Origin of the sequence: Aurantibrevibacter litoralis, assembly GCF_034651555.1 — a bacterium.
GTDB lineage: Bacteria > Bacteroidota > Bacteroidia > Flavobacteriales > Flavobacteriaceae > Aurantibrevibacter > Aurantibrevibacter litoralis.
The window spans coordinates 95,375-113,549 of sequence record NZ_JAYEEQ010000013.1 but is presented as its reverse complement, the minus strand read 5'-3'; the positions used below and the strand labels follow the sequence as shown (position 1 = coordinate 113,549).

Genomic DNA, 18,175 nt, shown 5'->3' with positions numbered 1-18,175 from the left:
CTGTGCGAGCCAAAAACGGGAAGAATTCGTGCGTTGTACCGAGAATGCACTTTGGTTCTATGGAGGGGTGCCCAAGGCACTTGTACCGGACAATTTGAAATCGGCGGTCACCAAGAGCAGTCGGTACGAGCCCAAGGTCAACGAGACTTTTGCCGACTTCGCAGAACATTACCAGACTGCCATTTTGCCTACAAGGAGCTATAAACCAAGGGACAAGGCCATCGTGGAAAACGCGGTACGCATTATCTACACCAGGGTATTCGCGCCCTTAAGGAATGATATCTTCCATAGCATAAAGGATATCAACAAGGCCATACAAGGCCTTTTGGAAAAACATAACGCAATGTCCTTCAGGGGAAGGGAGTACTCACGTTACTCCCTGTTCAAAGAAGTAGAACTACGGGAACTTGAGCCTCTTCCCTTAAAGCGCTATGAGATAAAATCCTATGCAAAGGGTACCGTGCATAAGAACAGCCATATTTATCTAGGAAAGGACAAACACTATTACAGCGTTCCCTATAAGCATATCGGGAAACAGGTCAAGATAATCTACTCGGACAGCTTTATCGAAGTATACCATAAATACGAACGTTTGGCGGCACATACACGGCAAAGGCAAAAATATGGATATACCACCGTGGCGGAGCATATGCCTTCGCACCATCGCTTTGTCAGTGAATGGAGCAGTGAAAAATTTATAGCCTGGTCCGAACGTATCGGGGAAAACTGTAAACGGTACATCATGGGCATACTTGAGAAAAAGCAGCACCCGGAACAATCTTACAAATCCTGCCTTGGGATACTCCACCTGACCAAAAAGGTCGGCGACCAACGCTTGGAGAACGCCTGTAAACGGGCGCTAGACTATGACGCCTACAGCTACAGTATGATAGAGCGAATCCTTAAGAACGGGTGGGACTCCATCGAGGAGGAACCTTACGAAAACACCGATATACCTGACCACGAGAATATCAGGGGAGGAAACTATTACAAATAGCAGAATGACCGTTAAACATTAAATACGATTATATGAACACAAGGACATTAGAACAAATGAAACAATTAAGGCTCTATGGAATGCAAAGGGCCTTTATGACCACAATGGAATCCCAAGGCGTCGATTACACCAACGACGAGCTGGTAGCTTACTTGCTACAGTGCGAATGGGACGATAGGGACAACCGCAAGATAGAACGCCTGACCAAGGCCGCAAGGTTCAGGTATACAGCTGTAATCGAAGCGATAGATTACAAAGCTTCCCGACAATTGGACAAAAACCAAATACAGCGTTTTGCATCCTGTGGGTTTATCGATAAGAACCAAAACATAATTGTTACCGGAAGTACCGGGGTAGGCAAGAGCTATCTGGCATCGGCCCTGGGCCATCAGGCATGTTCCCAAGGGTATAAGGTAATGTACTTCAACACCGCTAAGCTCTTCACAATGCTAAAGACATCAAAGGCGGACGGGTCTTACCTGAAACAGATAAACAAGCTCGAAAAACAGGATCTGCTCATTCTGGATGACTTTGGGCTAAAACCTCTGGACAACATCAACAGGCACGCCCTTATGGAGATAATCGAAGACCGGCACGCAAAGAAATCAACAATAATAGCTTCACAACTTCCCGTTCAAGCATGGCATGAGGTAATCGGTGAGAAAACCATTGCCGACGCTATACTTGACCGACTGGTGCACTCGGCACACAGGATAGATATAAAAGGTGAATCAATGCGTATAAAAATGAATAATTAAAACTAAATTTAACCCACAAATGAATCGATTTTAAGCAACTAGTTTAAACGGCTCACTTTCATCCGGCGCACATGGCTCAATTTGACCGGCGCATCCAACATAGCCTACAGATGCTGCCCATTCCCAGTAAATTCCCCTAAGAATTTTTTCCTAGCAATTTGCATTTGGTGTACATGATTTCGTGTACAGCACTCCCATTTTTATTTTCCGATCATCGATAGTTTAGCCAAAAATTAATCGGAGGTCACGAAGCAAGTTGTGTTTTTGCTAACAAAAACCCTACGCACTTCGTTTGAAGGTTGCTTTGTGATCCTCACAAAAAACATAAAAATGGGTAGGCCAAAAAAAGAACTGGCATCGTTGAAACTGATACAGGTCAACATCAGGATGACCGTTGACGACTATATCAAGGTTTCCGATAATGCCAGGACCATTGGGCTATCTATTGCCGAATTTATCCGAAGAAAGGTCACCGAAAAGTCCTTACCAAAGAAAAAGGTAAGCCCATTGGACCGGAAATTTTTTGTCGAGCTGAGCCGAGTGGGCAACAACCTGAACCAGTTGGCCAAGTACGTCAACTCCGGTATCCTTGACCCGTACAACATCCATAAACAGTTGGAGGAAGTTAAAGCACTATTGCAATACCTTAAATCAAATATTTCGGGTAATGATAGGTAAGATAACCATAGGGAAGGATTTTTATGGGGTCTTGGCCTACAATGAAAAGAAGGTGGACGAAGGGGTCGGGTATGTCATCGATTCCAATATCGAACATTCCACGCCGGTCAACATGACCCAGGAATTCAATCTGATCAGGGAACTAAGACCAAACCTGGGGAAAGCTGTACTCCATGTCTCCCTCAATCTTCCGCACTCGGACTTTTTAGATGATAAGGAATTTGCCTCATTCGGGTGTGATTACCTAATGAAGATGGGCTTTGACAACAACCAGTTCATTATGTACCGACATACCGACACGGAACATGAACATATCCATATCATAGCCAATCGGGTAAGGTATTCCGGTAGAATAACAAACGATAGTAACATTAAGAGAAGAAGCCGTGAGATACTCAACGAACTGGAGAAGAAATACGGGCTTACCCAAATCGTAGGTAACAAGAACGCTAAAAAACCACTTACCCAAAAAGAAATAGAGAAGACCCTAAGAACGGGCAATCTGCCTATCAAGCTTGTACTTCAGGACAAAATCGGTTCGGCGATTTCAAAAGCCAAGGATACAAGGGAATTTATCGGGTTATTGGAACAGCAACATGTATCCCCAAGATTCAATATAGGCGAAACCACGGGAAGGGTTTCCGGTATTTCGTTCAGATATCAGGATGTAGTATATAAGGGCAGTACGCTCGGCAAAAAAATCTCATGGAACACTATAACAAAACACATCGATTATGAGCAAACAAGAGACCGTTCAATTGTACTATCGGCTAATGAAAAAGAACGAGGAACTCATCCTACTGGTGAAAGAGACCATGGAAGGTCAATCGGGCCTAAACCAAGAAATAATGGAAGTACAGAAGGCACTGAAAATACTACTGAACAACCAAAAGGTCATCTGGAACAAATTGAAGGAAATGGAGTAACACAAGCTGCGGTAAGCGAAACGGAATGGAACGCTTTTAAACTGGAACTTCTGGACGGGAACAACAGGAAAAGGTCCAAAAGGAAGAAGAAAAGAAGAGGCCTAGGTCTATAGGAAACCCCCTAAATGCAAACACATGAAAAAGAACGATAAGCTAAAATCCTTGAGACTGTCCTGTGCCGAAATCCAAGTGCTGGAAATGATACGGAACAAAAGGTTCCTCTCCATTAAATTGATCATCAAAAATGGGGAGGTAGATGTAATTGAAGGTCTGGAAAGACTGGATACAGGGGAGCGTATCATCGATATGTTGAAACAGCATGATTTTCAAAACCTTGAAATCAAACAGAGCAATGGCAAAATCGTCTGTGTGAACAGGATTTATAGGAAAAAAGTCAACACTAATTCCAATAATAAAGGTTCTTAACAGACCATTAATAAGTATGGAATAAAATGATGGCCCCACAAAGAATTACACAAAATAAAAAAGGTAAATTAAAGCCTGCTTTTACAAATACGGAAGTCACCTTCAAGACACGGGAGCTGCCGAGATGTATAAGTAATGTCAAATTCAGTATTTGGACCAAAGCGGAAAAAAGGAACATTCAATAGTACATGGCTCAAAACATTTAACGGTTTTGAGGAATATTCAGAGGAAGAGGCTGAAAGAACTTTGGAGCAGCTCCAGAAACTCGCCAACATAGTTTGCCGCCATGTACAACAAGGTAGTGTAAAAGAAGTTTAAACTTAAAAATAAGCAACTAAATAATAGTTGCATTTTAGTATCTTTGGTAACGGGTGGATTGCGTTCCAGGTTCGTGTACGAACGAAACAATGGGAAATAAAGCCGATCAAGGAATAATCGAAGCAATGGCGGATAATTTGGAACATAAAGGGTATTACGGTTCCGTGGAGTATAGTTCAGGGGACGGTTTGCTGCACGGAAAGGTTATCGGAATAAACGATCTCGTGACCTATGAGGGCAGGTCTGTCAAAGAGCTAAAGGAGGCCTTTGAGGAATCTGTCGAAGATTATCTTGGCACCTGCAAGGAGCTTGGCAAAGAACCGAACAGGTTCTATAGGGGCGTGTTCAATATTCGTACATCCAGTGAAATCCACAGGGAGCTCTCGATAATGGCCGAGAGGAAAAAAATGAAATTGAACGAACTGGTCAACAAGGCCTTTGATTACCTGGTAAAGAACGAGGAAAAGGTCCTAAGCCAAAATAGGGAGGAACAATGAGGACGGATACAAAAAGAATGATGACCGTAGGAGGTGAATTGGCAGAACGTTTACGGACAATTCGAAAAAGAATGTTCTGGAAAGATGAAAGACAGTCACGAAAGAAAATAGAAATCGAATCAAAATTCAAATAGCCCATGGAAGGAAACGATCCGTTCGTAGTAATCAGGAAAGAGTACGATTCCCTAAAGGAGAAATATGATAAATTGATCGTATCGGCCTTTAGTGCAGATGATTTCAGGAGATACAATGAAATCCTTTTTTCCGCCCACAGTTGTGGTATCGAGGGCAACAGCTTCAGCGTGGACGACACAAGGGAGCTTAAGGAAAAGGGATATGCCGTTAACCTGGTCAACAAGACCTTACTGGAAGCGTTCGAAATCATGGACCATTTCAATGCCTATGATTATATCTTAAAAAATAATGGTTCCGACTTAAACGAATCCTTCGTAAGAACGGTCCATAAAATATTGACCAAAAATACCTTGCCCTATAAAGGCCATAGACCCGGGGAATATGCTAAGACCCAAATGGCGGCCGGTGATACCGTATTCCGTGACACCAAAAAGGCCATAGCGAACATGCCAAGGCTTCTGGCCAGTTTTGACGATGCCATCAAAAACAAAAAAACGCATCCTTTGGAATTGAGTGCCATATTCCACAAAATGTTCATTTACAGCCATCCCTTCCCGGACGGTAATGGAAGGTTGGGCCGGTTGCTGTCCAATTTTATCCTGGAGAAATTCAAACATCCCCATATCATCATTTTAAAGGAGGATAGGCAAGAATACATCGATGCACTCAAAGCTTCCGAGAAACATAATAATATGTTGGCGATAGTCAACTTTTTTTACGAGACTTCCATCAAGAGAATGCAAAAGGAAATAGGTCAAAAAAAAAACCTTTCGAAGAATTTCAACTTGGGTATTGAGGACGGGAATAATAGCAAAAAGGACTTGAAAGGACCAAAAAGATAGTAGTATGAACCTAGAGGTATTCGAGCAATTTGCGAAAAAGGAAAAAGGTAGGATTATAGGCAAAAGCGATACGGCCGTTATTTACACCCGTGTTTCCAGTAAGGAGCAATTCGATAACAATGCCAGCCTGACCACGCAACTCAAATACTGTCAGGAGTATGCCATCAGAAAAAAGCTAGAGGTGATAGAGTATTTTGGGGGAACCTACGAATCGGCAAAGAGCGATGAGCGAAGGGAATTCCAAAAAATGCTGAGCTATGTCAAGAGGAGGAAGAACATTGGCTATATCATTGTCTATTCCTACGATAGGTTTTCAAGAACGGGCGCGAACGGGGCGTATATCAGCGGACAGTTGAAAAAGCAGGGTGTTGCCGTGATATCGGCCACTCAGGAAATCGATGTGACCACAAGTGCCGGTACGTTCCAAGAAAATCTCTTTCACATGTTCTCCCACTTCGATAATCAGATCCGCAGGGATAAATCCATTACCGGCATGCAGGAAAAGTTACGAAAGGGATACTGGACGGGAGCTTACCCCTTTGGATACACGAATGCCAATCCCGGAAAAGGGAAGGTCCCTAATTTTGTGGTCACCGAAGAGGGAAGATTGCTCAAACAGGCCTTTTTATGGAAGGCCAACCAAAATATGTCCCATGTCGAGATTGCAAAACGCCTAAAGGAAAAGGGCTTGCATATCAACGCAAAAAAACTGTCCGATCTTTTTCGGAATCCTTTCTATTGTGGACTTATCGTCAATAGCCTGATTCCCGGAGAGGTAATTGAGGGAAAACACGAGGCCCTGATTCCAAAAGAGGTCTTTCTTAAAATCCATAATCTGCTTCATGTAGGTGAATCTCCCCGAAAGTACACCTTCGATGACGAAAACCTGCCTCTGAAACAGTTCGTCAGGTCTTCGGTTTGCGGCACACCATACACCGGCTTTATAGTGCGGAAAAAGGGCCTTTACTATTACAAGAACCGACGAAAGGGAAGTAGGGAGAACAGGAGCGCTAAAAAGCTCCATCAGGAGTTCCTGAACGTTCTGGGTGAATATACGATTGCGGATAAAAAGTACATCGAACCCCTGACCGAAATCATTCACGATACCCTGCTGGACAAAAATCAGGAAGCTTTGGAAGACCAAAAAAGGTTGTCCAAAGAACTGGATCAGGTAAAGGAGCGGATAGGTACATTAGAAAGAAGGTTCGTTCTGTTGAACGAGATTACCAAGTCCCAATATGATCTTTTCATGCCAGAACTGAAGGCCGAACAAAGGGAACTCGAAACAAAATTGGAGAACAGGGGCATAAATAGTTCAAACCTCAAAAAGTCGGTAAAACTGGCACTTGGTTATGCCTGTAACCTTCCTAAATTGTGGGAGTCAGGTGATTTGGAAACTAAAAGGGCCCTACAATATATGGTCTTCCCAGACGGAATTGGGTACGACTTCAAAAACAAGGCAGTTCAAACTTTTAGGATCAATGAGATTTTCAGCGCAATCTACTCATTTTCAGGTGACTCAAGGGAAATAAAAAACGGGAATTTTCACTCATTTTGTGAAAAATCCCGTTTAGTGACCGCGGAGGGATTCGAACCCCCAACCCTCAGAGCCGAAATCTGATATTCTATCCAGTTGAACTACGCAGCCAATATTTTAATCTCTCTTTCTATGATATGCCATTCTTTTAACCCTTCGCTGTTGAATCTTGCTAGAACGAACTATTTCGGGCAGGCACCAAACCTAATTCCCACGCTGGGCAAAATCGTATCTTTATGGTACTATACCAGCTTCTCTTTTACGATTTTTGAGATCGTCTTGCCATCGGCTCGCCCGGCCAATTCTGCTGTAGCCAATCCCATTACTTTTCCCATATCCTTCATGCCCGAAGCACCGGAACTTGTTATCAATTTTGTGATCACTTCTGCGATTTGGGTTTCCGATAATTGTTCGGGTAAAAATTTTTCTATTATAGCTGCTTGTGCCAATTCTGGTGCAGCTAAATCTTCTCTTCCTTGGGCTCTGTAAATGGCAGCACTGTCTTTGCGCTGTTTTACCAGCTTTTGAACCAATTTAAGTTCGTTTTCTGCGGTAAGTCCGGCTGCGCCACCCGCTTCTGTTTGTGCCAACAAAATAGCCGATTTAATAGCTCTGAGCGATTCTAGGGCTACCGCATCTTTAGCTTTCATGGCCGCTTTCATTTGTTCCATTACGTTATCCTGCAAGCTCATAATACGCTTTTTTAGCGGTGTGAAGATAAAAAAATAAACCCGAAAAAGATGCTAGTTTTCGGGTTTTTACTTGTATTTTTTTAGACCATCCTTACTAAAGAACTAATCTACATTGTCGTGCAAAAAGGAGTTATTAGATCGCAGTTGTATTTCATCATTGCTGTCCTCGCCCAAAGAAGTTCTGGAAACCCTTGCTTCTCTTGGATTTTCATTCAGATCTATGCCCTGTCTTTTATAGGCCGGTTGCTTTTCTATTTCCTCTATATGGTTGAGGCTATTTTGAAATTTGTAATTAAAATCTTTTAATTTTCTACGGCGCTCATCAGCACGTTCTTTGAGCAAATCTTCTAACGGGCTGTTCATAGGATCTATTTCTGTTTGAGCATTGCTATGCGCAGTAGATTCCGAAGTGTTGATCGTCTTTTTTTCGAATACCAATTTATTCTCAACAATTTTAGGTTCATACGTTTCGGCCTTAGATTTTGCTCCAGTCAATTTTTTTTCTAACTCCATGTAATCATCCAAGCTGTACCGGGTTTCTCCGTGTTTGTTGTATTCTAACACAGGGATCACTTCTATATGATCTTGAACATCCATATCCCTTAGTTCATCATCCAAATTAAAGGTAATCACGTGTTCCTTTTCATCTTCCTCAACTTCGATCTTATTCGATAAAGGCAAATCAAAACTTAGTGTAAACTGATCTTCTTCTTTATTTTTTTTGGATACGACTTCCGGTTCTACCACTTCGATATCATTTAAGGCTTCTTTAGAATCAATAATAATAAAATCGTCGCTTACATTTTGGGCAATTACTTCTTCGTAGAACACATTGAAGTTCTTAATATAACTAGAGGTTGGAATAAGATCCATATCGTCCCGGAGTTCTTCAAATAACGTATGCTTTATAACGCTGGGTTCTTCACGAAGCGCGTCTTTTTCTTCTTCCAATGTATGCACAATTTCATTGGATCTTAGAATTTGTTCTGCCTTTTGTTCTTCTTCTAAGGTGTGTATAATTTTTTTGGATTCGGTATTTACAATATCGTCTTGCTGATCTATATGAAAACCGGTAGCAATTACGGTAACTGCGATAGCATCGCCCAAAGTATCGTCTTCTCCTACACCCATAATGATATTGGCGCCATGACCGGCTTCAATTTGTATATGATCATTGATTTCGCCTATCTCGTCGATCGTAATTTCCTTAGATCCTGATACGATGAGCAACAGTACGTTCTTGGCTCCTGTAATTTTATTGTCATTGAGCAAAGGGGAATCCAAGGCATTTAGGATGGCTTCATTGGCTCTTCCGGTACCGGAAGAAATGGCAGATCCCATAATGGCTGTGCCACTGTTGGATAGTACCGTTTTGGCATCACGTAAATCTATGTTTTGGGTATAATGATGGGTTATTACTTCGGCAATTCCTCGGGCCGCAGTGGCTAATACTTCATCCGCTTTGGAAAAGCCTGCTTTAAAACCTAGATTGCCATATACTTCTCTTAATTTATTGTTATTAATTACAATTAAAGAATCTACATTGGCGCGTAATTTTTCGATACCTAACTGAGCTTGGTGGCATCGCATTTTCCCTTCGAACACAAAGGGCATCGTTACAATGCCAACGGTCAGGATGTCCATTTCCTTGGCTTGTCTGGCAATAACAGGCGCCGCACCGGTTCCTGTGCCACCACCCATTCCTGCGGTTATAAACACCATTTTGGTGGTTGTATCTAGCATGGATTTTATATCCTGCATACTTTCTATGGCTGCTTGTTCGCCGACATCCGGGTTTGCGCCAGCACCCAAACCTTCTGTAAGGGTTACCCCCAACTGTATTTTATTGGGCACAGGGCTATTTTGAAGGGCTTGCGAGTCGGTGTTGCAGATCACAAAATCTACGCCATTGATGCCTGCTTTAAACATGTGATTTATAGCATTACTGCCACCGCCGCCAACGCCAATAACTTTTATAACATTGCTTTGATTTTTGGGTAAATCAAAAGCGATACTTTCAAATTCAGTGTTTTTGCTCATAGTGTTCGTATTACGGGTTCTAAAATTGTGTTCTTTCGTTTGTTATTCTGCGTTGTCCAAAAAATCTTTCAACTTTTCGGACCATTTGTCAAAAATGGTTTTGCGCTCTCGGCGTTGGGCCGTTTTTACCGTAGTGCCTTGGTGCCCTTCTAAAACAGGTTCTAAGGGTGTTTCTTCTCTGCTTTTTTCAGTCTGCTTCGAAGCCAGCATTTTCTCCTTGTTCTGTAGGGCGTTCATCAGTAAGCCCACAGCTGTAGCATATAAGGGACTTGCAATTTCCTCATCGGAATCTCCTGCCAGATGCTCATTGGGGTATCCAATACGGGTATCCATACCGGTAATGTATTCTACCAATTGTTTTAGATGCTTTAACTGACTTCCGCCACCGGTGAGCACTATGCCTGCAATAAGTTTTTTCTTTTGTTCTTCGTGGCCATAGTTTTTAATCTCAACATATACCTGTTCTACAATTTCTACTACCCGGGCATGTATAATTTTTGATAGGTTTTTTAGCGTAATTTCTTTAGGTTCTCTACCTCTTAGTCCCGGAATGGATACGATTTCATTGTCCTTATTTTCGCCGGGCCAGGCAGATCCAAATTTAATTTTCAACAACTCGGCCTGTTTTTCTATTATGGAACAGCCTTCTTTAATATCTTCGGTAATTACGTTGCCGCCAAAGGGGATAACAGCCGTATGCCGAATAATACCATCTTTAAAAATGGCTAAATCTGTGGTGCCTCCGCCAATATCAATAAGCGCTACACCGGCTTCTTTTTCTTCCTGACTTAAGACGGCATTGGCCGATGCTAAGGGTTCAAGGGTGATATTGCCCAATTCTAATCCGGCACTTTTAATACATCGACCCACATTTTTTATAGAGGAAACCTGACCTACGACCACATGGAAATTGGCTTCCAAACGACCGCCGTACATCCCTATGGGTTGTTTTATTTCGGCTTGTCCGTCTACCTTATACTCTTGGGGAAGCACATGAATAATTTCCTCTCCGGGGAGCATTACCAATTTGTATACCTGATTGCACAACCTGTCCAGATCATCTTCGTTTATAACTTCTTCAGAATCTATCCGTGTTATGTAGTCGCTGTGCTGTAAACTTCTGATGTGCTGTCCTGCGATTCCAACCACTACAGAGCCTATCTTAAGGCCTGAATTGGCTTCTGCCTGTTCCACGGCTTGCTGAATCGACTTAATGGTTTGGGTAATATTGTTCACCACTCCGCGATGCACGCCCAAACTTTTAGATCTGCCAATTCCTAAAATTTCAATCTTGCCATATTCGTTTTCCTTACCAATGACTGCTACAATTTTGGTGGTTCCAATGTCTAAACCCACTGAATAATTCCCTTGTTCCATACCTTATATTTTACTACAAACTACCTGATTACTAAACTCTAAACTTACTGTACTATAGGCACTTAGCATATTATCTTTGTCCGCTTTAGTGTAAAACGCCATAAAATTGGTAAACTTCTCCTCTAAATGATCTACTCCTCCTAAGTGTACCACAAAATTTTCCATTCGGAATTTTAACTGGTAATTTTCTTCGGCCTCAATATGAATACCTATGATATTTTTCCGTAAAAAATCGATTTGGTTAATGTATTTTAAAATGGCAAAAACATCTTCCAACCCTTTACCTGTGATCTCACCCGTAATTATAGGTACTCTTGCAGAGTGATTTTTGGAAAGTGGCATTCGTTTTCCTTCATCATCCACATAAAATTTTGCAATCCCCTCTACTCGTCCGATTGGCTTTCGCTGAATTATTTTAGAATTAAGCTCGCCATTTACAGTAAGATAAACCTGGGCATTTTTTACCATTTCATTGGCCTGTAAGACCTTTTCCATAGTATTCAAAACTAATTTTTCTTTGGCGACATTCTGAAGTGTTCCGTATTTTTGTATTAACAATTTATTAACCGTTTCTTCCGTAATGTATAGATTTTCGTTTCCTTCGAAAGCAATCTTTATACCGTGCACTGTTTTTAGATTACTTCGGTGATTACTAAAGGAAAAAAGGCCAATTACGGTGATTAATAGTCCAAATAGTTTTATATAATTCCAGTTAAATTTCATATTCCAGTTCTTTTTTTAATTGTGCTATTTCCAGACCAATGTCGCCGGCACCCATAGTGACTAAGATTTCTGGTTGATGTGTTTTTATAGCCGTGCTTAGTGTTTGTTTTGAAACCAATTCCTTTTTAGGATTGGATATTTTTTGTAAAAGCCACTCAGAAGTAATACCGGGAATGGGTTTTTCCCTTGCCGGATAAATATCTAATAGAATAATGCGGTCGAAACAAGAAAGACTCTTAGCAAAATCTTCGGCAAAATCTTTTGTCCTTGAAAATAAATGGGGCTGAAATACTGCTGTGGCCTGCCTGCCGGGATACAACTCTCTAATGGCATCGTGTACCGCATTAATTTCTGTGGGATGGTGTGCATAATCGTCTATAAATACAAATGATTTTGTTTGTATTTGATACGAAAATCGCCGTTGTACTCCTTTAAAAGAGGCTAAGGCTTTTGCGAGTCTTTCTGGTGCAATACCCAACTGCATGGCCATGGCGAAGGCCACTAGTCCATTGAGTAAATTATGCCTTCCGGGTTTGTGGAATCGTAGGTCTTTAAGGGTTATTTCCGGTGTTTTTATATCAAAAATATAGGTTCCATTTTTAATGGTAATTCGCTGTATGCAATAGTCCGAATCATCTTCTATACCGTAGGTGATGCCCTCTAATGGAAGTCCGTTGCGAACAAAAAGCTTGCCTCCGGGTTTTAGTCGTTTTGTAAAATCCACAAAGCTTTCTACAAGGGCATCTCTACTGCCATAAATATCCAAATGATCCGCATCCATAGACGTAATGCAAGCAATATTTGGAGAAAGTCTTAAATAGGATCTATCGTATTCATCGGCTTCTACCACAGAATAGTCTGTTCCTTCTAGTAAAAAGTTGCTGTTAAAATCTTCGGAAATTCCTCCTAAAAATGCCATAATAGGTATTCCGGATTCCTTTAAAATATGAGCAAGAATACAGGAGGTCGTTGTTTTTCCATGTGTACCTGCAACAGCAAAGCAAAAGGAATTTTCTGTAATTAACCCTAATACTTCAGAGCGCTTCATTACGGAAAAACCATGATCTTTAAAGTAGTTTAACTCCGCATGATCTTTGGGTACAGCTGGCGTATAGACCACTAAGGTGTTGGTGGGATCTAATTGCTTGTTATGAACGACTACTACACTATCCTCATAATGAATATCTATACCCATGGCTTCTAATTCTCGGGTTAGGGGTACCTCGGTCTTATCGTATCCTAATACTCTTTTTTCCATGAAAAGAAAATAGCGAGCCAAAGCCGACATGCCGATGCCGCCAATACCTATAAAATACACATTATGTAGGTTCTTTAAATTCATGTAGCTCCGGCATTTGCTTGGTTAACTAGCAATTTTTCTATTTCGTTTACAATGGCATTAGTAGCATTCGGCAAGGCCAATTTTTTGATATTTTCTCCTAAGGTTTTTTGTCGTTCCTTAGAGGTTACTAAGGCAGAAAATGTAGCTTCAAATTGGGTAGTTACGTCTTTTTCTCGCAGTAATAATGCCGCATCTTTTTCAACTAAGGTCAATGCGTTTTTTGTTTGATGGTCTTCGGCTACATTGGGCGAGGGAATAAAAAGTACGGGTTTGCCTACCACACATAATTCGGATACCGAACTTGCACCCGCTCTGGATATAATAATTTCGGCTGCCGCATAGGCCATATCCATTCGGTTAAGAAAATCATATACTTTTACCGTAGATGAAGCAAAGATTTTGTACGTGTCGTAGTATAAGCTGCCACATTGCCAAATAAGCTGTATGCCAAGTGTTTTAAAAAAAACTAGGTTGTCTTTTATAAGCTCATTAATTTTTTTGGCACCTAAACTCCCTCCCAAAATAAGTACCGTTTTTTTGTTGGGATCCAAACCTAAAAATTGGAACGCTTCATTGGAGTTCTTGCTTTCCAGAAGTAATTCGCTGCGGATGGGGTTTCCGGTTTTTACAATTTTTGTTTTTGGAAAAAATTGTTCCATGCCATCGTAAGCCACGCATATCGTATGGGCTTTTTTAGCCAATAGTTTATTGGTAATTCCGGCGTAGGAGTTTTGTTCCTGCAATAATACCGGAATATTGCGCGTTGATGCCATAGCGACCAAGGGTCCACTGGCAAAGCCACCGGTGCCGATAACCACATCCGGTTTAAAATGTGCAAGTATATTTCTGGCCTTAATCAAACTATCTACTATTTTAATTGGAAACAATACATTTTTTACACTTAGTTTACGTTGTAAGCCACTAATCCATAATCCTTTTATGGCATAGCCTGCTTGGGGTACTTTTTCCATTTCCATCCGATCTTTTGCGCCCACAAAGAGAAATTCGGCATTGGGAAATTTTTGTTTCAAGGCATTGGCGATGGCGATGGCCGGATAAATATGGCCGCCTGTGCCTCCACCGGATACTATAAATTTATAATTGCCCACTTAGTACTTCTAAAGGGTTCGATTCATCTATTTTTACGGCCTTGCGTTCCTTACTGTTTTGATGGCTTGCACTTAAGATAATACCTATAGCCAAACAGGTCATCCAACTAGAGGTTCCTCCACTACTTATTAAGGGTAGAGTTTGGCCCGTAACGGGAAATAATTCTACCGCTACCGCCATATTTAATAGCGCCTGGAACACTATGGGCAGCCCTACACCGAGCACCACCAATTTTCCGAAAGTGGTTCTATTTCCATTAGCTACTACAACAATTCTGAAGAGGAGTAGCAAGTAAAAAAATACGAGCGCAAAGCCACCAATAAGACCATACTCTTCTATAATTATGGCATATATAAAGTCTGATGAGCTTTGAGGTAAAAAATTCTTCATAACACTTTTTCCGGCACCATTGCCTACAATTCCTCCGGTTGCTATTGCTATTTTCGCTCTTTCTATTTGGTAATCCGCTTCAGAATCGGTGCCGTTTGTAAAATTTTCAATTCTACTGATCCAGGTATCCACTCTATTGGGAAATAAGTCGGGTGCCGCCTTGGCAATACCTATAAAGAGCGTTAATACTACCAGTCCTGTGAGCAGAATGCTCATAATATACTTTAAAGGGTAACCCCCCAAGAAACACAGCAACAGAACCATACAGAAAATGATAGCTGCGGTAGAGAAATTGGCAGGTAAAATAAGCATGACTACCAAGAAAACCGGCAACCATAAGGGCAGTATACTTTCTGAAAATGTAATGGTTTTTTCCTTGATTTTACTGAGGTATCTTGCTACATAAATCATAAGGACAACCATGGCAAGGCCGGACGCTTGAAAGGTAAAGCCCACCACTGGAACACGAATCCATCGGCTGGCATTGGCGCCATCAATAGTAGTACCTTGTGCTAAAGTATACACCAAGAGTAACAGCACTATGGGCATCGCAATTATAGAGAGCCCTTTAAAATAGTGGGTGGGAATGTTGTGTATCCCATAAATAATTCCAAAACCCAAAAACAATAATAGGGCATGTTTTAGCAAGTGTCCAAATGTAGTTCCGTTGCCTACTACGTACACTAAATTGCTACTGGCACTGTACACCGGTAAAAACGAAAACAGCGCCAATAGAGCCACTACAGCCCAAATTGCCTTATCTCCCTTAATATTTTTATACAATTGCAGCACCGTTTACAAATTTTTTACCGCTTTTTTAAATTGATTTCCGCGATCTTCATAATTTTCAAAAAGATCGAAACTTGCACAGGCGGGCGATAAAAGCACCGTATCCCCACGTTCCGCAATTTTGTAGGCTACCTTTACGGCTTCTTCCATGGCGTAGGTTTCTACCAGCAGATCTACCACATTTCCGAAAGCTTCTTTAATTTTGGTAGTGTCTAACCCTAAGCAGACAATAGCCTTTACTTTTTCGCGCACCAGCGACATCAATTCTTTGTATTCATTGCCCTTATCTACCCCGCCAACAATCCATACAATGGGTGTTTTTACACTATCTAAGGCATAATAGGTAGAATTTACATTGGTCGCCTTGGAGTCGTTAATGTAGTGTACATGGTGTATTTTCAATACTTTTTCCAAGCGATGTGGTGCACCTTGAAAATTGGCAATACTCTCTCGAATGGTCTCCTTTCTAATGCCCACTAATTTAGCAACGGTGCTGGCTGCCATGGTGTTCTTTAAGTTGTGTTTTCCTTCTAAAGCAAGTGTGTCTGTACTCATTTCGATACTTTCATTTTGTGTGTTCACCATTATTTTATTGTCCTTTATGTAGGCACCTTCACCATTTTTTTCGAAGAGTGAAAAAGGCACTTTTTTAGATGCTGTAGGATGCTTCAGTAGCCAATTTGATACTACATTGTCATCTGCTTCGTAAATGAAATAATCTTCTTCATTTTGGTTTTCTATAATTCTAAATTTAGAGGCGATATAGTTTTCAAATCTATGGTCGTATCGATCTAAATGATCCGGGGTAATATTGGTAAGAACAGCGATATGAGGTTTAAAATCTTTAATTCCGTCTAATTGAAAGCTGCTTATTTCCAGCACATAGTAGTCATAGTCGTTTTCTGCTACCATTTTGGCAAAGCTGTCTCCAATATTCCCGGCCATTCCTACGTGTAAGGCCCCATTTTTTAAGATATGGTAGGTAAGCATGGTAGTGGTGGTTTTGCCGTTGCTGCCGGTAATGCCCACTATGGTAGCATCGGTATATTTTGAAGCAAATTCTATTTCGGAGATTACCGGAATACCTTTTGCGTTTAGCTGAAGCACTAAAGGTGCCTTATCGGGTATGCCCGGACTTTTCATGACGAGATCGGCATTCAAAATTTTTTCTGCCGTATGTTGTTCTTCTTCCCAATCTATCCCAAGATGTATAAGAACTTCTTTGTATTTCGCTTTTATTTTACCCTTATCCGACAAAAAAACGTCATAGCCTTTTTTATGTCCCAAAATAGCTGTGCCTACACCGCTTTCTCCTCCGCCTAAGATGACCAACCGTTTCATTTAGCGTATTTTTAGGGTTACTACGGTTATTATGGCGAGTAGGATACCAATGATCCAAAAGCGGGTAACAATCTTACTTTCATGATATCCTTTCTTTTGAAAGTGATGGTGAATAGGTGCCATAAGGAAAATACGTTGGCCTTCGCCTAATTTTTTTTTGGTGTATTTAAAATAGCCTACTTGGGCAATTACGGAAAGTGACTCGGCAAAGAAAATACCGCACAATACAGGAATCAATAATTCTTTACGGGTTATAATGGCTATAACTGCAATAACCCCTCCAATGGTAAGGCTTCCGGTATCGCCCATAAACACTTGTGCAGGATAGGCGTTATACCACAAAAAACCTACCAATGCCCCTACAAATGCAGTGATAAAAACCACGAGTTCCCCAACCTTAGGGATAAACATAATGTCTAAGTATTCAGAGAAGATGATATTTCCGGAAATCCAGGTGAATATACCGAGAGTAAGCACAATAATAGCGGATGTTCCCGCTGCCAATCCGTCGATGCCATCGGTAAGATTAGCGCCGTTAGAAACTGCTGTAACAATGATAATTACAATAGGAATAAAAATGAGCCAAGCGTATGTAGCTAAACCATCTCCGGCCCAGGTGAGAAAGGCGGTATAATCTAACTCATTATTTTTAAAAAATGGCACCGTGGTTTTGGTCGATTTAATCTCTGCTCCGGCTACTTTTTCTACCGTAAAATTGGCGGTAATTTGCGTTTTACTGCGTTCTTTCATAGTCACTTCCGGATGAAAGTATAGGGTGGCACCTACAATGAGTCCCAGTACAATTTGCCCTAAAACCTTAAACCTCCCTTTAAGACCTGCTTTGTCTTTTTTGAAAATTTTAATATAATCATCTAAGAACCCTATTACGCCCATCCAAACAGTTGTAAAAATGAGTAAGACGATGTAAATATTTTTTAAATCGGCAAAAAGAAGTACCGGAATTAGGGTGGCCAAAATGATTATTAAGCCTCCCATGGTAGGCGTACCCGATTTTTGTTGTTGTCCTTCTAAACCCAAATCGCGGATCGTTTCTCCAATTTGTTTGTGTTGCAGAAAGAGTATAATCTTTTTGCCATAGGTCGTCGCTATAATTAAGGACACTAATACCGCCATAGCCGCCCTAAAAGTCAGGAATTGAAATAATCCCGCCCCGGGCAGATCATATTGTTTGTCTAAATAGTCGAACAAATAGTATAGCATAATTCCTAAGGCGTGTTTAAAAAGCCTTTATTTTTT

At 41.1% G+C, this 18,175-nt stretch carries 19 protein-coding genes and 1 tRNA gene; 10 read left to right on the top strand and 10 right to left on the bottom strand.

Annotation, left to right across the window (positions count from 1 at the left end; translation table 11 throughout):
* From U1E44_RS11795 to U1E44_RS16795, 10 genes are all read left to right on the top strand, one after another.
* A partial coding sequence (locus U1E44_RS11795) for a Mu transposase domain-containing protein (protein WP_416242056.1) occupies window positions 1-997 on the top strand: 997 nt, incomplete at its 5' end.
* A gap of 32 nt (window positions 998-1,029) precedes the next feature.
* A complete protein-coding gene (gene istB / locus U1E44_RS11790; RefSeq protein ID WP_322931294.1) occupies window positions 1,030-1,755 on the top strand; it encodes an IS21-like element helper ATPase IstB in 726 nt (241 codons plus the stop codon).
* 330 nt (window positions 1,756-2,085) lie between these two features.
* Window positions 2,086-2,433 (top strand): plasmid mobilization protein, encoded by a 348-nt coding sequence (locus tag U1E44_RS11785; protein WP_322931293.1) that lies wholly within the window; start codon window positions 2,086-2,088, stop codon window positions 2,431-2,433.
* Entirely contained in the window at window positions 2,423-3,472 is a 1,050-nt protein-coding gene (locus U1E44_RS11780) for a relaxase/mobilization nuclease domain-containing protein (protein WP_322931292.1), read from the top strand. Before U1E44_RS11785 ends, U1E44_RS11780 begins: the two co-directional genes overlap by 11 nt.
* 22 nt (window positions 3,473-3,494) lie before the next feature.
* Entirely contained in the window at window positions 3,495-3,785 is a 291-nt protein-coding gene (locus tag U1E44_RS11775; RefSeq protein ID WP_322931291.1) for a hypothetical protein, read from the top strand.
* 135 nt (window positions 3,786-3,920) lie between these two features.
* Window positions 3,921-4,103, top strand: coding sequence for a hypothetical protein (locus U1E44_RS11770; protein ID WP_322931290.1), 183 nt, complete (start codon window positions 3,921-3,923; stop codon window positions 4,101-4,103).
* 89 nt (window positions 4,104-4,192) lie between these two features.
* A complete protein-coding gene (locus U1E44_RS11765; RefSeq protein ID WP_322931289.1) occupies window positions 4,193-4,600 on the top strand; it encodes a type II toxin-antitoxin system HicB family antitoxin in 408 nt (135 codons plus the stop codon).
* Window positions 4,597-4,734, top strand: a complete 138-nt coding sequence (locus U1E44_RS11760; RefSeq protein WP_322931288.1) for a hypothetical protein — start codon at window positions 4,597-4,599, stop codon at window positions 4,732-4,734. Before U1E44_RS11765 ends, U1E44_RS11760 begins: the two co-directional genes overlap by 4 nt.
* Window positions 4,735-4,737: 3 nt before the next feature.
* The gene (locus U1E44_RS11755) at window positions 4,738-5,577 is read left to right on the top strand and encodes a Fic family protein (protein WP_322931287.1); all 840 of its coding nucleotides are present in this window, start codon (window positions 4,738-4,740) and stop codon (window positions 5,575-5,577) included.
* Between the two features lie 4 nt (window positions 5,578-5,581).
* On the top strand, window positions 5,582-7,198 hold the full coding sequence (locus tag U1E44_RS16795) for a recombinase family protein (protein ID WP_323673890.1): 1,617 nt from the start codon (window positions 5,582-5,584) through the stop codon (window positions 7,196-7,198).
* Here U1E44_RS16795 and U1E44_RS11750 read toward each other — a convergent pair.
* From U1E44_RS11750 to mraY, 10 genes are all read right to left on the bottom strand, one after another.
* Window positions 7,152-7,225: transfer RNA gene (locus U1E44_RS11750), tRNA-Arg, on the bottom strand. The two genes, U1E44_RS16795 and U1E44_RS11750, sit on opposite strands and share 47 nt — an antisense overlap.
* A 131-nt stretch (window positions 7,226-7,356) precedes the next feature.
* Window positions 7,357-7,806, bottom strand: a complete 450-nt coding sequence (locus tag U1E44_RS11745) for a GatB/YqeY domain-containing protein (RefSeq protein WP_322931286.1) — start codon at window positions 7,804-7,806, stop codon at window positions 7,357-7,359.
* A gap of 102 nt (window positions 7,807-7,908) precedes the next feature.
* Window positions 7,909-9,846 carry a cell division protein FtsZ gene (gene ftsZ, locus U1E44_RS11740; protein WP_322931285.1) on the bottom strand — a complete coding sequence of 646 codons (1,938 nt, stop codon included), beginning with the start codon at window positions 9,844-9,846 and terminating at the stop codon, window positions 7,909-7,911.
* A 42-nt stretch (window positions 9,847-9,888) separates the two neighbouring features.
* A complete protein-coding gene (gene ftsA, locus U1E44_RS11735; protein WP_322931284.1) occupies window positions 9,889-11,223 on the bottom strand; it encodes a cell division protein FtsA in 1,335 nt (444 codons plus the stop codon).
* A gap of 3 nt (window positions 11,224-11,226) precedes the next feature.
* Window positions 11,227-11,946 (bottom strand): cell division protein FtsQ/DivIB, encoded by a 720-nt coding sequence (locus tag U1E44_RS11730; RefSeq protein ID WP_322931283.1) that lies wholly within the window; start codon window positions 11,944-11,946, stop codon window positions 11,227-11,229.
* A complete protein-coding gene (murC, locus tag U1E44_RS11725) occupies window positions 11,936-13,288 on the bottom strand; it encodes a UDP-N-acetylmuramate--L-alanine ligase (protein ID WP_322931282.1) in 1,353 nt (450 codons plus the stop codon). The genes U1E44_RS11730 and murC overlap by 11 nt, the downstream gene beginning before the upstream one ends.
* Window positions 13,285-14,397 carry an undecaprenyldiphospho-muramoylpentapeptide beta-N-acetylglucosaminyltransferase gene (gene murG / locus U1E44_RS11720; RefSeq protein WP_322931281.1) on the bottom strand — a complete coding sequence of 371 codons (1,113 nt, stop codon included), beginning with the start codon at window positions 14,395-14,397 and terminating at the stop codon, window positions 13,285-13,287. Before murG ends, murC begins: the two co-directional genes overlap by 4 nt.
* Window positions 14,384-15,580, bottom strand: a complete 1,197-nt coding sequence (locus tag U1E44_RS11715; RefSeq protein ID WP_322931280.1) for an FtsW/RodA/SpoVE family cell cycle protein — start codon at window positions 15,578-15,580, stop codon at window positions 14,384-14,386. Before U1E44_RS11715 ends, murG begins: the two co-directional genes overlap by 14 nt.
* Window positions 15,581-15,583: 3 nt before the next feature.
* Window positions 15,584-16,918: a UDP-N-acetylmuramoyl-L-alanine--D-glutamate ligase gene (gene murD / locus U1E44_RS11710; protein ID WP_322931279.1), complete on the bottom strand. Its 1,335-nt coding sequence runs from the start codon at window positions 16,916-16,918 to the stop codon at window positions 15,584-15,586.
* Window positions 16,919-18,139, bottom strand: coding sequence for a phospho-N-acetylmuramoyl-pentapeptide-transferase (mraY, locus tag U1E44_RS11705; protein WP_322931278.1), 1,221 nt, complete (start codon window positions 18,137-18,139; stop codon window positions 16,919-16,921).
* Window positions 18,140-18,175: the final 36 nt, after the last annotated feature.

Excerpts from the sequence above, each read along its gene's own strand:
- istB (WP_322931294.1), top strand. The coding sequence starts at position 1,030 with ATGAACACAAGGACATTAGAACAAATGAAACAATTAAGGCTCTATGGA.
- U1E44_RS11785 (WP_322931293.1), top strand. The coding sequence starts at position 2,086 with ATGGGTAGGCCAAAAAAAGAACTGGCATCGTTGAAACTGATACAGGTC.
- U1E44_RS11780 (WP_322931292.1), top strand. The coding sequence starts at position 2,423 with ATGATAGGTAAGATAACCATAGGGAAGGATTTTTATGGGGTCTTGGCC.
- U1E44_RS11775 (WP_322931291.1), top strand. The coding sequence starts at position 3,495 with ATGAAAAAGAACGATAAGCTAAAATCCTTGAGACTGTCCTGTGCCGAA.
- U1E44_RS11770 (WP_322931290.1), top strand. The coding sequence starts at position 3,921 with ATGTCAAATTCAGTATTTGGACCAAAGCGGAAAAAAGGAACATTCAAT.
- U1E44_RS11765 (WP_322931289.1), top strand. The coding sequence starts at position 4,193 with ATGGGAAATAAAGCCGATCAAGGAATAATCGAAGCAATGGCGGATAAT.
- U1E44_RS11760 (WP_322931288.1), top strand. The coding sequence starts at position 4,597 with ATGAGGACGGATACAAAAAGAATGATGACCGTAGGAGGTGAATTGGCA.
- U1E44_RS11755 (WP_322931287.1), top strand. The coding sequence starts at position 4,738 with ATGGAAGGAAACGATCCGTTCGTAGTAATCAGGAAAGAGTACGATTCC.
- U1E44_RS16795 (WP_323673890.1), top strand. The coding sequence starts at position 5,582 with ATGAACCTAGAGGTATTCGAGCAATTTGCGAAAAAGGAAAAAGGTAGG.
- U1E44_RS11745 (WP_322931286.1), bottom strand. The coding sequence starts at position 7,806 with ATGAGCTTGCAGGATAACGTAATGGAACAAATGAAAGCGGCCATGAAA.
- ftsZ (WP_322931285.1), bottom strand. The coding sequence starts at position 9,846 with ATGAGCAAAAACACTGAATTTGAAAGTATCGCTTTTGATTTACCCAAA.
- ftsA (WP_322931284.1), bottom strand. The coding sequence starts at position 11,223 with ATGGAACAAGGGAATTATTCAGTGGGTTTAGACATTGGAACCACCAAA.
- U1E44_RS11730 (WP_322931283.1), bottom strand. The coding sequence starts at position 11,946 with ATGAAATTTAACTGGAATTATATAAAACTATTTGGACTATTAATCACC.
- murC (WP_322931282.1), bottom strand. The coding sequence starts at position 13,288 with ATGAATTTAAAGAACCTACATAATGTGTATTTTATAGGTATTGGCGGC.
- murD (WP_322931279.1), bottom strand. The coding sequence starts at position 16,918 with ATGAAACGGTTGGTCATCTTAGGCGGAGGAGAAAGCGGTGTAGGCACA.
- mraY (WP_322931278.1), bottom strand. The coding sequence starts at position 18,139 with ATGCTATACTATTTGTTCGACTATTTAGACAAACAATATGATCTGCCC.